At 71.3% G+C, this 14,670-nt stretch carries 8 protein-coding genes; 4 read left to right on the top strand and 4 right to left on the bottom strand.

The window, feature by feature from the left end; all coding sequences use genetic code 11:
- The first annotated feature begins 89 nt into the window (after positions 1 to 89).
- On the top strand, positions 90 to 1,856 hold the full coding sequence (locus tag AB0K67_RS20080) for a prolyl oligopeptidase family serine peptidase (RefSeq protein WP_364061935.1): 1,767 nt from the start codon (positions 90 to 92) through the stop codon (positions 1,854 to 1,856).
- A gap of 126 nt (positions 1,857 to 1,982) precedes the next feature.
- Here AB0K67_RS20080 and AB0K67_RS20075 read toward each other — a convergent pair whose 3' ends face one another.
- Positions 1,983 to 3,461 carry a SpoIIE family protein phosphatase gene (locus AB0K67_RS20075; RefSeq protein WP_364061932.1) on the bottom strand — a complete coding sequence of 493 codons (1,479 nt, stop codon included), beginning with the start codon at positions 3,459 to 3,461 and terminating at the stop codon, positions 1,983 to 1,985.
- 189 nt (positions 3,462 to 3,650) lie between these two features.
- On the opposite strand from AB0K67_RS20075, the gene AB0K67_RS20070 reads away from it, so the two are divergent.
- Positions 3,651 to 7,871 (top strand): HAMP domain-containing protein, encoded by a 4,221-nt coding sequence (locus AB0K67_RS20070; RefSeq protein ID WP_364061929.1) that lies wholly within the window; start codon positions 3,651 to 3,653, stop codon positions 7,869 to 7,871.
- A 3-nt stretch (positions 7,872 to 7,874) separates the two neighbouring features.
- Positions 7,875 to 8,504: a response regulator gene (locus tag AB0K67_RS20065; protein WP_364061926.1), complete on the top strand. Its 630-nt coding sequence runs from the start codon at positions 7,875 to 7,877 to the stop codon at positions 8,502 to 8,504.
- A gap of 35 nt (positions 8,505 to 8,539) precedes the next feature.
- Here AB0K67_RS20065 and AB0K67_RS20060 read toward each other — a convergent pair whose 3' ends face one another.
- Positions 8,540 to 10,042, bottom strand: a complete 1,503-nt coding sequence (locus AB0K67_RS20060) for an NYN domain-containing protein (RefSeq protein ID WP_364061923.1) — start codon at positions 10,040 to 10,042, stop codon at positions 8,540 to 8,542.
- A 180-nt stretch (positions 10,043 to 10,222) separates the two neighbouring features.
- Complete coding sequence (locus AB0K67_RS20055; protein WP_364061920.1) at positions 10,223 to 12,772, bottom strand: sigma-70 family RNA polymerase sigma factor; 2,550 nt, start codon at positions 12,770 to 12,772, stop codon at positions 10,223 to 10,225.
- Between the two features lie 688 nt (positions 12,773 to 13,460).
- Here AB0K67_RS20055 and pyrE point away from each other — a divergent pair.
- Positions 13,461 to 13,994 (top strand): orotate phosphoribosyltransferase, encoded by a 534-nt coding sequence (gene pyrE, locus AB0K67_RS20050; RefSeq protein ID WP_364061917.1) that lies wholly within the window; start codon positions 13,461 to 13,463, stop codon positions 13,992 to 13,994.
- A gap of 169 nt (positions 13,995 to 14,163) precedes the next feature.
- Here the strand turns inward: pyrE and AB0K67_RS20045 are convergent, their stop codons facing one another.
- Positions 14,164 to 14,631 carry a hypothetical protein gene (locus AB0K67_RS20045; RefSeq protein WP_364061914.1) on the bottom strand — a complete coding sequence of 156 codons (468 nt, stop codon included), beginning with the start codon at positions 14,629 to 14,631 and terminating at the stop codon, positions 14,164 to 14,166.
- Between the last annotated feature and the right edge of the window lie 39 nt (positions 14,632 to 14,670).

Below are 14,670 nucleotides of genomic sequence, written 5' to 3'. Positions count from 1 at the left end.
TTCTCGGAGAATTTCCCCGGCGCAGGCGCAATACTGGACGACATCCCACGCCCCGGAGCGCGGGACATCTATGGGAGGGGGCGCACCGGATGAAGGCGGAGGAACGCTGGCAGGCCAGGTTCCGTGCGTCGCGCATGACGCTGCCGTCCTGGGCGCGACAGGCCCCCAACCGCTCCATCTACCGCTCCAACGCCACCGGCAAGTGGGAGGTCTACGCCTGGGACCGCGTCACCGGCTCCGTCCGTCAGGTCACCGACCAGCCCAAGGGCACCAGGTACGCGGCCATCGACCCCACCGGCCAGTGGATCTACTGGTTCGCCGACACCGACGGCGACGAGCTCGGCGGATGGTGGCGCCAGCCGTTCACCGGCGGTGCGAGCGAGCCCATCGCGACCGACCTGGAGCCGGGACAGCCCAGCGGCATCGGCCTGTCCATCACCGGCTCCGCCGCCATCAGCCTGGCCGGCGGCGACAAGTTCCGCGTGCACCTCGTACGCCCCGGCGAGCCCACCGAGACCCTGTACGAGCACACCGAGGCCGCCTGGGTGGCCGCCATGTCGCTCGACGGCTCGCTCATCGCCATCAACCACGGCGAGTACGGCGACTTCCGCCACCCGGCGCTGCGCGTGGTCCGCCACAACGGCCGCACGGTCGGCGAGCTGTACGACGGCCCGCGCAAGGGCGTGACCGGCCTGAGCTTCGCGCCCGTCGCCGGCGACCGCCGCCTGCTCGCCCTGCACGAGCGCAGGCAGCGCAGCGAGCCCTTGGTGTGGGACCCGGTGACCGGCGAGCAGCGCGAGATCTGGCTGCGCGACTCCGGCGACCTCGCCGCCGAGTGGTACGACGACGGCCGCGGCCTGCTCATCCTGCGCGACCACCGCGCCCGCACGTACCTGCACCGCTACGACCTCAGGGGCGGCGGCCTGACCCCCATCGAGACCCCGCACGGCGTGATCGAGGAGGCCGCGCCCAGGCCCGGCGGCCACGTCGAATACCTGTGGTCGAGCGCGTCGCGCCCGCCGGTCATCCGCTCGACCAGCGGCCAGGTCGTGCTCAACTCGCTCGGGCCGCCCGCGCCGCCGAGTGTGCCGGTCGAGGACATCGACGTCGAGGGCGCGGGCGGGCGCATCCACGCGCTGGTGTCGCGGCCGGAGGTCGGCACCGCCCCCTACCCTGCGGTGTTCCTGCTGCACGGCGGGCCGTCCAGCCACGACCGCGACGAGTTCTCGCCGGAGGTCGCGGCCTGGGTGGACGCCGGGTTCGCGGTCGTGCGGGTCAACTACCGCGGCTCCACCGGCTACGGCTCGGCCTGGCGCGACGCGCTGCACGGCGACGTCGGCCACATCGAGCTGGCAGACGTCGCGGCCGTGCGCGAGCAGGTGGTCGAGCACGGCATCGTGGACGGCTCGCGGACGGTGCTCGCCGGCACCTCGTGGGGCGGCTACCTCACGCTGCTCGGCCTCGGCACCCAGCCCGACCTGTGGGCCTGCGGCATCGCCGCGGTACCGATCGCCTGCCACCAGACGTCGTACGAGGACGAGGCCGAGAGCCTGCGCGCCTACCACCGGGCGCTGTTCGGCGGCTCACCCGACGAGCAGCCCGAGCGGTATGCGGCCAGCTCCCCGATCACGTACGTCGACCGGATCAAGGCCCCGCTGCTGATCCTGGCCGGCGAGAACGACACCCGCTGCCCGCTGCGGCAGATCGAGAAGTACGTGGCGCGGCTGGCCGAGCACGGCGTCGAGCACGAGGTCTACACCTACGACGCGATCCGCGGCTCGCTGGTGGTCTCCGAGCGCATCGCGCAGACGGCCATCCAGCTCGACTTCGCGCGCAAGCACGCCGGGCCCATCTGATCGCGCTTTCTTACCAAGGGCTTGACCTTCGGTCATCCGGCGTGTCAGCATCACGGCACCCCGTACCCACCCGGAAAGAACGTACGTGAGCAGCGACAACACGAGCCCGCCATGATCGGACGAGCCCTAGCGGGCGCGCAGCACCACGATCGCCAGGTCGTCGGCGCTGGGCTCGGAGGCGAACTCGGCCGCGCCCCTGCGGATGCGCTCGGCCACCGCCCTGGCCGACAGGCCCGCGCACTCGGCCAGCATCTTGGCCAGCCCGCCGTCGTCGTCGAGCAGCCGCCCGCCGGAGCGGCGCTCGGTCACCCCGTCGGTGACGGCGAGCAGCACGTCGCCGGGGTCGAGCCTGACGGTGTCGGCCTCGAACGTCACCTCATGGAAGACCCCGAGCAGCGACTGCGGGGTGGTGACCGCCTCGACCTTGCCGCTCGGCTTGAGCCGCAGCGCCTCGGGGTGGCCCGCCGAGACCAGCCGCACCTCCAGACCCCCTTCGGGCATCGGCGTGATGTCGCCGTGCAGCAGGGTGAGGAACCTCGCCCGCTCGCCCTCCTCCAGGATCGCCTGGTTGAGCCGGCCGAGCACGGCGGCCACGCCGTAACCCTCCCTGGCCAGCAGCCGCAGCGTGTGGCGGGCCAGGCCGGTGACGGCGGCGGCCTCAGGGCCCGTGCCGCACACGTCGCCGATCGCGAAGCGCCAGGAGTCGTCGCCGGCCTTGAACAGGTCGTAGAAGTCGCCGCCGACCTCGTTGGCCTCGCCGGCGGGCTCGTAGATGACGCCGTAGTCGAGGCCGGGCACCTCGGGCTCGTTGGGCGGCAGGAGGCTGCGCTGCAGCGCCCGGTTGGCGGCGGCCTGCTGGGCGTAGAGCCTGGCGTTGTCCATGGCCAGCGCCGCGCGCCTGCCGATGTCGTCGGCGAACTGGATGACCTCGTCAGGGAAGCGGTCGGAGCGGCCCAGGCACATCATGCCGAGCGTGCGGCCGCGGGCGATCAGCGGCACCGCGAGCACCTGCCACTCGGCGAGGTGAATGGTGGAGGTGACCTGGGTGTCGGCCGCGGCGGCGACATCCATCTCGCCGAGCTGTTCGCGCAGGCCGTCGATGCGCGCCTCGTCGGCGTGCCAGAGGTAGACCAGCCGCGGCGGCGCGCTGTGGTCGGAGGTGTAGACGGCGCACCAGCTCGCCAGGCGCGGCACCACGACCTGGGCGATGATGGCCGGCACCATGTCGGGGTCGAGCGTGCCCGCGAGCAGGTCGCTCGCGTCGGCGAGGAAGCCCAGCCAGTGGGGGCCTCTGTTGCTCTCCTCCGTCCATTCGGCGGCCATGGTGTCCGGGGAGCCGGGTAGCGTGAGTCTGGCCCAGTGGACACGGGAGTCGCCCGAGAAGGTGACTCCCCACTCCTCGACGTGCACGGAAGGAGCCTTCAGATCACCTTGGGAGAGGTTTCGCTGCCGCAGCTCGACCTGGACTGCGTCCCCGAAATGCTTCCAGATCACCTCGAACGGCTCATCGGCGGCCTGCGCGGTGAGATCTCCGGCGACCTGCTCGGCGGTATGGAGCATGCCGCCGGTGGCCCACGCGGTCATCACCTCGCGCGTGAACCTCATCGCAGCCGTCGCAGCGGACTCGCCCGGCGCGAACGTCGCAGCGAGCACCGCATGGGGAGAAGCAGTCATCCTCACGTGCCTACCACACTTCCCGCTGACTTGGGGTAAATCCAAGGACAGGACTACAAGCTACTCATCGTGACAGACTTGAATCACTCGCTGGAGCCAGCCGCGAGTGAAGGAGGCCCCATGACCACGGCCAAAGTTGCGCCAAGTCCAAAGGAGAGGACGTACACGGAGTCGGATCTCGTACCCATCCTGGAGACTCTCTACTCTTGGCGTGACGGCGACTTCCGGCGTCGGGTTCCTCATGCTCCTCCCGGCATACTCAGCGAAGTGCGGATGGTGCTCAACGACATCGCCGACCGTCGCGAGCACCTGGCCAAAGAGCTGACGCGCGTACGTAAAGAAGTGGTCAAGGAAGGTCGCTTCAGCGAGCGTCTGACGCCCGGGCCCGGCGTCGGCGCGTGGGCGGAGAGCGTCGAGTCCGTCAACCAGCTCATCGACGCCCTGGTCAGCCCGGTGAGCGGCGCGGCCGACGTCATCGACGCGGTCGCCAAGGGCGATCTGTCGCGGCGCATCGACCTCGACAGGTCGGCGCGCGGCGAGGTGCGCAGGCTCGGCAAGGCCATCAACGGCATGGTCGACCAGCTCGCGCTGTTCAACTCCGAGGTCCTGCGGGTCGCCCGCGAGGCGGGCACCGAGGGCCGGCTGGGCGGCAGCGCCAACCTGCGCGGCATGTCAGGGAGCTGGCGCGACCTGACAGAGGCGGTCAACACGATGTCCTCGCGCGTGGCGGCGCAGGTGCGCGACATCGCCGTGGTGACCACCGCCGTGGCGAAGGGCGACCTGAGCCGCAAGGTGACGGTCGACGCCGTGGGCGAGATGTTCGAGCTGAAGAACACCGTCAACACGATGGTGGACCAGCTCTCCGGCTTCGCCGACGAGGTCACCCGCGTGGCCCGCGAGGTCGGCACCGAAGGCCAGCTCGGCGGCCAGGCGCGGGTGACCGGCGTGTCCGGCGTCTGGAAGGACCTCACCGACAACGTCAACTCCATGGCCAACAACCTCACCTCGCAGGTGCGCAGCATCGCGACGGTGGCGACGGCCGTGGCCAAGGGCGACCTGTCGAAGAAGATCACCGTCGATGCGCAGGGCGAGATCCTGCAGCTGAAGGACACCCTCAACACGATGGTGGACCAGCTGTCGTCCTTCGCCGACGAGGTCACCCGCGTGGCCCGCGAGGTCGGCACCGAGGGCAAGCTGGGCGGCCGTGCCGAGGTCAAGGGCGTGTCGGGCGTCTGGAAGGACCTCACCGACAACGTCAACTCCATGGCGGCCAACCTGACGTACCAGGTGCGCAACATCGCGCAGGTCACCACCGCGGTCGCCAACGGCGACCTCACCCGCAAGATCGACGTGGACGCCCAGGGCGAGATCCTCGAGCTGAAGTCCACGATGAACACGATGGTCGAGCAGCTGTCGTCGTTCGCCTCCGAGGTGACCCGCGTCGCCCGTGAGGTGGGCACCGAAGGCCAGCTCGGCGGCCAGGCGCAGGTAAGAGGCGTGTCGGGCGTCTGGAAGGACCTCACCGACAACGTCAACTCCATGGCCAACAACCTCACCTCGCAGGTGCGGCAGATCGCGGCCGTGTCCTCCGCGGTGGCGCAGGGCAACCTGTCGAAGAAGATCACCGTTGACGCGCAGGGCGAGATGCTCCAGCTGAAGGACACCCTCAACACGATGGTGGACCAGCTGTCGTCCTTCGCCGACGAGGTCACCCGCGTCGCCCGCGAGGTCGGCACCGAAGGCCAGCTCGGCGGCCAGGCGCGGGTGAAGGGCGTGTCGGGCGTCTGGAAGGACCTCACCGACAACGTCAACTCGATGGCCAACAACCTGACATACCAGGTGCGCAACATCGCCGAGGTGACCACCGCGGTCGCCAACGGCGACCTCACCCGCAAGATCGACGTGGACGCCCAGGGCGAGATCCTCGCGCTCAAGACCACCGTCAACCGGATGGTGGACCAGCTCTCGTCGTTCGCCTCCGAGGTCACCCGCGTCGCCCGCGAGGTCGGCACCGAAGGCCAGCTCGGCGGCCAGGCCCGCGTCGAAGGCGTCGAGGGCACGTGGAAGCGGCTCACCGAGAGCGTCAACGAGCTGGCGAGCAGCCTCACCACGCAGATCCGCGCCATCGCCACCGTGACCAGCGCCGTCGCCCGCGGCGACCTCACCCGCTCCATCTCCATTGAGGCGCAGGGCGAGCTGGCCGAGCTGAAGGACAACATCAACTCCATGGTGGCCAGCCTGCGCGAGACCACGCAGGCCAACCAGGAGCAGGACTGGCTCAAGTCCAACCTGGCCCGCATCTCCCGGCTCATGCAGGGCCACCGCGACCTGCTCGAAGTCGCCAAGCTCACGATGAGCGAGCTGACCCCGCTGGTCTCGGCCCGCTACGGCGCCTTCTACAGCATCGACCCCGACGCCGACAACGAGCTGATCCTCATCGGCGGCTACGGCGTACGCCCCGACCGGGGTCCGCGCCGGCGCTTCGCCATCGGCGAGGGCATCGTCGGCCAGGCCGCCGCCGAGGGCCGGCACATCGTGCTCGACGACGTGCCGCCCGAGTTCATCACCATCGACAGCGGGCTCAGCCGCTCCACGCCCGCCCAGATCGTGGTGCTGCCCATCCTGTTCGAGAACCGCGTGCTCGGCGTGCTGGAGCTGGCCTCGTTCACGCCGTTCGGCGAGGTGCATCTCGACTTCCTGACGCAGCTCGTCGAGACCATCGGTGTCACGATGAACACCATCATCGCCAACTCCCGCACCGAGGACCTGCTGAAGGAGTCGCAGCGGCTCACCCGCGAGCTGCAGGAGCGCTCCGACGAGCTGCAGCGCCAGCAGGAGGAGCTGCGCAGGTCCAACGCCGAGCTGGAGGACAAGGCGGCGCTGCTCGCCAAGCAGAACCGTGCCATCGAGATCCAGAACTTCCAGATCGAGCAGGCCCGCCGCACGCTGGAGGAGCGCGCCGAGCAGCTCGCGGTGTCCTCGCGCTACAAGTCCGAGTTCCTCGCGAACATGTCGCACGAGCTGCGCACGCCGCTCAACAGCCTGCTGGTGCTGGCCAAGCTGCTCACCGAGAACGCCGAGGGCAACCTCACATCGCAGCAGGTGGAGTTCGCGCGGACCATCCACAGCGCGGGCTCGGCGCTGCTGCAGCTCATCAACGACATGCTCGACCTGTCGAAGGTCGAGGCCGGCCGGATGGACATCCACCCCATCCAGGTGTCGCTGCCGAAGATGGTCGAGCTGCTCGAGGCCGCCTTCGCGCCGGTGGCCCAGGACAAGGGCCTGGCCTTCAGCGTGGAGATCGAGCCCGACGTGCCGCAGGAACTGCGCGCCGACGAGCAGCGGCTCCAGCAGGTGCTGCGCAACCTGCTGTCCAACGCGGTCAAGTTCACCCCGCGCGGCGAGGTCAAGCTGCGCGTCTCCACCGCGCCGCCCGGCGTGCAGTACGACGACGACTCGCTGCACGACGCCGAGGACCTGCTGGCGTTCCAGGTGATCGACACCGGCATCGGCATCGCGCCCGACAAGCGCGACGTCATCTTCGAGGCGTTCCGCCAGGCCGACGGCACCACCAGCCGCAAGTACGGCGGCACCGGCCTCGGCCTCGCCATCTGCCGCGACATCGCGCGGCTGCTCGGCGGCGAGATCCACGTGGACAGCGAGCTGGGCAAGGGCAGCACGTTCACCCTCTACCTGCCCGCCTCCTACACCGGCCCGCTGGCCGCCACCGACGGAAGCTCCGCCTCGCGGCGCCAGCTCATGACGCCGCCGCCGGAGGAGGTGACCGGCACCGCCACCGCCGCGACGACCACCGCCGCCACCACCGTGCCCGAGCCGCCGCTGCCGCTCGACCTGCCCATGCCCGAGCTGGTCGAGCCGCCCGTCGAAACGCCCAGCAAGTGGCAGGGCGACGACCCGCTCAACGGCGCGAAGATCCTCATCGTCGACGACGACATCCGTAACGTCTTCGCGCTGACCAGCGTGCTCGAACGCCACGGCTCCACCGTGGTCTACGCTGAGAACGGGCGGGAAGGCATCGAACAGCTCGAACGGAACGAGGACGTCGCGCTCGTGCTGATGGACATCATGATGCCGGAGATGGACGGCTGGGCCACGACCTCGGCCATCCGCCGCATGCCGCAGTTCGCCGACCTGCCGATCATCGCGCTGACCGCCAAGGTCATGCGCGGCGACAGGGAGAAGTCCATCGCGTCGGGTGCGTCCGACTACGTTCCCAAGCCCGTCGATGTCGACCGCCTGCTCGAGCGCCTGCGCGGCTGGCTCAGCCGGGGAAGCGGCGGCTCGGCCGACACGTCCGCACCGCCATCCGAAGGGTCGTGATCGATGCCGGAGCGTGCCAAGATCCTCCTCGTCGATGACCGCGAGGAGAACCTGATCGCCCTTGAGGCCATCCTCAGCTCGCTCGACCTGGTGCCGGTACGCGCCAGATCGGGCGAGGAGGCGCTGAAAGCGCTGCTCAACACCGAGTTCGCGCTGATCCTGCTGGACGTTCGCATGCCCGGCATGGATGGCTTCGAGACGGCCGCCCACATCAAGCGGCGCGAGCGTACCCGCAACATCCCGATCATCTTCCTGACCGTGGTCGACAGCGCGCCCGACTACGCCTTCCGCGGCTACGCGGCGGGCGCCGTCGACTACCTCACCAAGCCCTTCGACCCGTGGGTGCTGCGGGCGAAGGTGTCGGTGTTCACCGAGCTGTACAACATGAACAAGCGGCTCGCCGAGCAGGCCAGCATGCTGCGCGACCGGCTCAGCGGCGAGCTGCCGCCCGGCGCGGGCGACCAGGCGTCGGTGCTGCCCGAGCTGTCGCGGCGGCTGACGGCCGTCGAGGACGAGCTGGCCAGGGTGCGCGAGCTGGCCCGCAAGTCTCAGGACCCGGCGCTGGCGGTGCCGCTCGCCGATCTCGCCGACCGCGTCGCCCGGCTGCGCGCGGGCTTCGACGCCCTCTCCTGACCTCCACCGCTCGCCACGGCCCTGGCCGGAAAGGGTCAGTGGCGGGCGCGTTCCAAAGCGTCCCAGAAGCCGCGCCGCAGGGCGTGGCGTACCTCGTCGTGCAGCAGGAAGTCGATCGGCAGCGACGAGCCCTGGAGCAGGCGGGCCTCCAGGTCGGAGGGCATGCGGGGCTTGCGTGCCAGCACGGCCTCCAGCCAGAGTGCGGGCGCGTCGCGGGCGACGGACTCGCCGAAGTCGTGGCCCTCCCGGTGCGCGGACTTGACGGCGTCGGCCAGCGTGGTGGCACCGGCCGTGGCGGCGGGGGGCGGGTTGATCGGGGCGGGCTGCGGCCCGGTGTAGGGGCCGAGCTGCGCGGGCTGGTAGGTGCTGTTCGACTGGGCGGGCTGCTGTTGCTGGTAGGAGCCGCTCGACTGCGCCGGCTGCTGTTGCTGGTAGGAGGTGCTCGGCTGGGCCGGGAACTGGCCGGTGCTGCCGTTGCCGCTCTGCGACGACTGCGGCTGCGCCTGGACCGGCGCGGTGGCGGTCGGGTTGGCGGGCGCGGGCGGCGGCGTCTGCGCCGGCTGCTCGGGCTGATAGTTCGCGTACGCCGGCAGCACGGGCTGCGACTGCTGCTGGCCCGACGACGGCCCGTTGGAGGCCGCGTGGCTGCCGGTGGACGAGGAGCCCGACTGCGATCCCGCGGCGTGGCTGCCGGTGGGCTGCGGCGTCTGCTGAGGCTGCTGACCCTGCTGAAGCTGCTGGGCCTGCTGAGGCTGCTGACCCTGCTGAAGCTGCTGGCCCTGCTGGGACTGCTGGCCCTGCTGGGACTGCTGGGACTGCTGGGGCTGCGGGGCCTGCGGCATGGGCGGCAGCGAGGACGACGCCGGCAGCGACGGCTGCTGCGCCGGCTGAGCGGGGTGGGGCTGAGCCTGGGCCTGAGCCGGTTGGGCGGGCGGCAGCGAGTGGGCGGCCTGCCCGTTGCTGAGCGGCTGGTGGCCGTTGGACGCCTCGGTGGCACCGGAGACGAGCGTGACGTACGGCCGCAGATGGACCGCTCCCAGCTCCACGAGGTCGTCGCACTCCTGGCGCAGCGAGCGCGAGACGGCCCAGCCGCCCTCGGCGGCGATGTGGATGACGGTGACCCTGATGCCGAGGTCCTGGGCGTCGCACACGACCTGCGCCAGGTCCTCATCGCCGCTCACCACGACCGCGTCGCAGATGGCGTTGTTGCGGGCGAGCGTCATCAGGTCGCGATGGACCTGGGCGTCCACGCCCTCGCGACGGCCCGGCCTGATGCGCGACAGCCGCAGCTTAAGCCCGGGGATGTCGGCCAGCGCGTCGTGCTCTGGAGTGCGGCGGCCTTCGACCGTCGCCTCGTACCAGTAGCAGCGCAGCAGCGGCAGGCCGGTGCGCTCACGCGACAGACTGGTCATCAGCTGGAGCAGCCCTGGGTAATCCCAGGCGACCGCTTCACGATGACGCGTGCCGTGCACGGCCATCGCGCCATCAGCCAGCAGATAGCCAGCGTCCACGAACAGCGCGCAGCGATCCACTGACACCGCCCCTTTCCTGGTGGTCCGACCTTGCTGGCTCTGCACCGTCAGAGACCGGACTCGGCGGCCCTCTCTCAGGGTAATGAAAGCAGGTGATCGCGCGAGGCTTAATCACCACGATTCGAATAGCACTCGCCGTCTCACCAGAGCAATCAGCCGAACCGTACCAGTTTGTCCCGTTCACGGTCACTGCCTCGCCCGTACGCTCACCGCGGCCACTCCGAACAGCACCACGTCCTTGTCCGTGACGATCGTCAGCCCGGGATCGGCGCCCAGCTCGGCGGTGACCGTGTCGACGTCCACCCCGAACGTCAGCTCCGGCACGCCGCGCGATGAGCCGTCGAAGACGTTCGAGCGGTCGCGGTCGCCGCCCACCGGGGTCAGCGCGCCCGTGCCCAGCGAGACCTTGTCGCCCCGCAGGTCCACGTCGCCCTCCCAGGTGACCAGCTCCGCCCTGGCCGGCGCGGCGGCGGGCGTGAGTCCGCCGAGCGGGAAGCGTACGCGCCGTGACGCGCCGCCGATCACGGTGGCGGTGTCGAGCACCATGGCCTGGCCGTACGGCTCGTCCGGGTCGCTGACGATCATCACCAGGCTCCAACCCGCGTGGCGGGCGGGGCCCTCCTCCATGGGGGCGTCGCCCGCCCAGTAGGTGCCGCTCTTGCCGACCAGGTGGGTGACGTCGGCGAACGCCTGGTAGACCGGGCCGAGCGGCAGCTCGCGCACCGCCACGTCGGCGGGCTTGACCGTCACGTAGCGCCGCCGCCCCGGGGGCCGCAGCTTGATCGGGCCTGCCTCGTCGCCGGTCGCCGACCAGTACAGGCCCGCCCACACCACCTTGCCGCCCTTCGGCAGCGTCAGCTTCGCGCCGCTTGATGACTTGGTCTCGGAACGGTCGTCGAGATCGAGCGCCATCATCGGCCACAGGTCGTTGTCGCGCTGGGCGCCCGCCCGCCTGCGTGCCTCGGCGCAGCTCGCGACCTCGCGCGGGCAGGTCAGCAGGGTGTTGCCGATCGCGCGTACCGTCACAGGGCCGTCGGTGGCGAACCTGGCGGGCGCGCCGGACGCGCGTACGCCGTGCTTGGCCTTAGCCCGCACACGCAGCGACCCGGCCGCGACCCGGACCGAGGGGCCACCGCCCTCGGGCGCGCTCTCGGCCACCAGGACCCGCAGGAACACCGCCGTCCCCTGCCCCGCCGCCAGCGGCCTCCTCGTGCACGTGGCCCCGCCGGAGGACGGCCGGCAGGTCCACCCGTCCATCGTGCTCTTCGGACCGGAGGACCCGTCGGACTTTGCCCCGGCCGCCTCATCGGACCTCCGCCCGGCCGCCCGCTCGACCGCCTCAGCAACCGCCGCACCACCCCCGCCACGAGCCGTGACAGCGGCCCCCTGAGCAGACGGAACTCCCGACGCCGGCCGACCGGAGGAGCCCGTGAAGGGGTGAGCCGCCGGGACCGCGAAGCCGGGGCGGGCCACCGGGGCGGGGATGAGGGTCACGCCGGAGGGCAGGCGTACGTCGGCGGACAGGCTCGCGCTCGCGGAACCGCCGTAGTTGCGCAGGCGCAGCGCGATCAGGCCGGTCTCGGCCCGGACGAGCGCGCCCAGCGGCTCGATCGTGACCCGCAGCCGGGCGGGGCCGGGCTTGGCCGTCTTGACGGGCGGCGGCACCCTGGCCGGCGCCTCGCTCGGGCTCGGCGCCCGTACCGGCACGGGGGTCTCGGCATCGGATGGCGCATCGACCGGCACCGGCACCGGATCGGGCGTGACCGGCGACTGCGCGACCGGCGTGGCCGCCGGATGCGCGGCCTGCAGCGGACGTTCGTCGGAGACCAGCAGCAGCCCGGCCGCCGTGGCCACCAGCACGGCCGTGCCGCCCGCCATCATGGCCTGCTGCTGCCTGGGCGTCCGCCGCAGCCGCCGCAGCATGCCGAGCAGACCGCCCGCGCCGCCGGTCGCCGTGGCCTTGGCCAGCGCCGCCGCGTAGCCGCCGAACATCGGCCCGGCGATCAGCGGGCCCACCATGACGCGCAGCCCGCGGTTGACGTCGGTCAGCTCGAGCAGCACCCCATTGCATTCCTCGCACGACTTGACGTGCTCGTCCACCGCCTTGGACTCGCGCCTGGCCAAACCGCCGCGTACGTACGCCCCCATCTTGCTCAGCACAGGACGGCACTCGCGCTGCGGCGGCGCGCCCAGGTGCAGCTGCAGGTACGCCTGCCGCAGCCCTTCCCTGGCCCGGTACGCCAGCGCCGCCACGCCGTTGGCCGACAGGCCCAGCAGCGGCGCCACATCCGCCGGCTTGAGCCGCTCGACCTCCGTGTGCCACAGCACGGCCCGCCACCGTTCGGGCAGCGACAGGTACGCCCTGGCGATCAGCGACTTCTCCAGCCCCGCCAGCGCGGGATCGATGAACGGCACCCCGGGGTCGTACTGCTCGATCTCGCCCGAGCTCACCTGGCGGCTCTCCACGCGGGAGCGGTCGTGGACCGTGCGGCGCACGACGGTCAGCAGGTAGGTGCGGAAGGCCGTGTCGGGCCCGCCACCCCTGCCCACCAGGTCGAGGATCTTCGTGAACGCCTCCGCCACCACGTCCTCGGCCTCGGCACTCCTGACGAGCTGCCGGGCCATGGCACGCGCCGCTACCACGTGGCGCTCGTAGAGCTGCCCGTAAGCAGCGGCATTGCCCTCTCTGACCGCCTGAAGGAGCTCTGCGTCGCTCTGTGCCGATACGGTACCCATAGTGACCTCACGATTACGCGGGGTTGCCCGCGCAATCATTCCGCACTCCCCCTGTTGACTAAACCGCGCACGGCCCTTTACTCCGCGCGACCGCAGCCTTGCTATCGGCGAGCCGCGGACCGGCGGCCACGGGAGAGCGGCGCGGGCAGGGCGGCGAGCACGAGCACCGGCGCACGCCGTGGCGAGGGCATGCGCCGGCGAGCACGAACACCGGCGCACGCCGTGGCGAGGACGTGCGCCGACGAGCAAGGCAGCGTGGCGGCCGCGCGTGCCTCGGCGCGAACAAGCGAGCCGCGCCCCCGCAGCGCACGCCAGCCGCCACGAACCGACACGAGCTGACACAAGCCGCCCCACCGCACGCCCACCGCGCACACCAGCCAACGTGAGCGGAAGGCGCAGGTGAGGCGTGGCTGTGCGGCACCGGTAAGTGCGAGGGCCATTGCCCGAGCAAGGCGAGAAGCGCGAGCAGCGGGCCACCGCGAAGCGCAGTGGCGCGCAGCACGGGCGGCACGTAACGCGGGCGGCGCACCTCAGCGAGTGCGGGCGGCGGGCACCCGCGAGGGCGGGCGATCCGCGCCTGCGGCGTGAGGGCGTCACCGACCGGGGGCGAGCAGGCGGAAGCAGGGGGCGGTGCGCCTGCGGCGTACCGGCGGAGGGCCGTTTTGATCAGGAGCCTAAGCTTGGACGCATGACGGATCGCGACACCCTCCTGGCCGAGATCACGAAGAAGGCCATCGTGCACGGCAAGGTCATCCTGTCCTCGGGCAAGGAGGCCGACTTCTACCTCGACCTGCGGCGCATCACGCTCGACGGCGTGGCGGCGCCGATCGTCGGCCGCGTGATGCTCGACCTGACCGGCGACCTCGACTACGACGCCGTCGGCGGGCTCACGATGGGGGCCGATCCTGTGGCGGTCGCGATGCTGCACGCGGCGGCGGCGCGGGGCCGTACGCTCGACGCGTTCGTGGTGCGCAAGGCGCAGAAGGCGCACGGCCTGCAGAAGCGCATCGAGGGGCCCGAGGTCAAGGGACGGCGGGTGCTGGTCGTCGAGGACACCTCGACCACCGGCTCGTCCCCGCTGACGGCCGTGGAAGCGCTGCGTGAGGCGGGCGCCGAGGTGGTGGCGGTCGCGACGATCGTCGACCGTGGCGCCACCGAGCGGATCGCGGCCGAGGGGCTCGAATACCGCTCGGCGTACACGCTGGCCGATCTCGGACTTTGAGCACACCACTTCGGGCCAGGGCCGATCTCAGACTCTAAGCACACCGCTCCCGGCCGGGGCCGATCTCGGTCTCTGATCACACCGCTGCCGAGGCCGACCGGGGCCCGATCTCGGACCTGAGCGCACAACGGCCGAGACCGCCAGGTCGCGGCCGACGCAGCGGTTCGGGTCAGTCGGGGGCGGTGGCGGTGAAGGCTTCGCGTTTGCCCGGGGCGCCCTGGGGGCGGAGTTCGCCGTTCTCCGTGACGCGGACCGTGGCGGCGTCGCTCAGCACCACGTCCAGCTCCGGCTCGAAGTAGCTGACCTCCTCGCCCCGCGCCATGTCCCGGTACAGAAGCACGTCCCCACCCGGTACGCGGACTGTGACGAGGGGGCAGGTCTCGGCGATGCATTCGATGCGTACGGTGGGCACCCGCGCACTGGCAGAGGGGGTCTCAGCGCCCGTCTCTGCGTCCGTCTCTGCGTCCGCCTGCGTGTCCGCCTCCGTGCCCCCGTCGGGCGCCGGGGAGGAGCGTTCGCGTGCGGTCTCACCGGCCGCGTCGCCGAGCATGCCGAGCAGGGCGCGGCCGCCGACGAAGAGGAGTGCCACGACGGCCAGCGCGGTCACGACGAGGAGCGCTAATCGGGCGAGGCCCATCGGTTCAGACCTGTGGCGTCCCACAGGGGGCAGCGTACC

The sequence above is a fragment of the Nonomuraea sp. NPDC052634 genome (assembly GCF_040678535.1).
Taxonomy (GTDB): domain Bacteria; phylum Actinomycetota; class Actinomycetes; order Streptosporangiales; family Streptosporangiaceae; genus Nonomuraea; species Nonomuraea fastidiosa.
The sequence above is the reverse complement of the archived record's forward strand: the minus strand, read 5'-3'. Positions and strand labels throughout refer to the sequence as shown.

What these genes read in the sequence shown, in the direction of transcription:
- AB0K67_RS20080 (WP_364061935.1), top strand. Translation starts at nt 90, where the DNA reads ATGAAGGCGGAGGAACGCTGGCAGGCCAGGTTCCGTGCGTCGCGCATG.
- pyrE (WP_364061917.1), top strand. Translation starts at nt 13,461, where the DNA reads ATGACGGATCGCGACACCCTCCTGGCCGAGATCACGAAGAAGGCCATC.
- AB0K67_RS20070 (WP_364061929.1), top strand. Translation starts at nt 3,651, where the DNA reads ATGACCACGGCCAAAGTTGCGCCAAGTCCAAAGGAGAGGACGTACACG.
- AB0K67_RS20075 (WP_364061932.1), bottom strand. Translation starts at nt 3,461, where the DNA reads ATGAGGTTCACGCGCGAGGTGATGACCGCGTGGGCCACCGGCGGCATG.
- AB0K67_RS20045 (WP_364061914.1), bottom strand. Translation starts at nt 14,631, where the DNA reads ATGGGCCTCGCCCGATTAGCGCTCCTCGTCGTGACCGCGCTGGCCGTC.
- AB0K67_RS20055 (WP_364061920.1), bottom strand. Translation starts at nt 12,772, where the DNA reads ATGGGTACCGTATCGGCACAGAGCGACGCAGAGCTCCTTCAGGCGGTC.
- AB0K67_RS20065 (WP_364061926.1), top strand. Translation starts at nt 7,875, where the DNA reads ATGCCGGAGCGTGCCAAGATCCTCCTCGTCGATGACCGCGAGGAGAAC.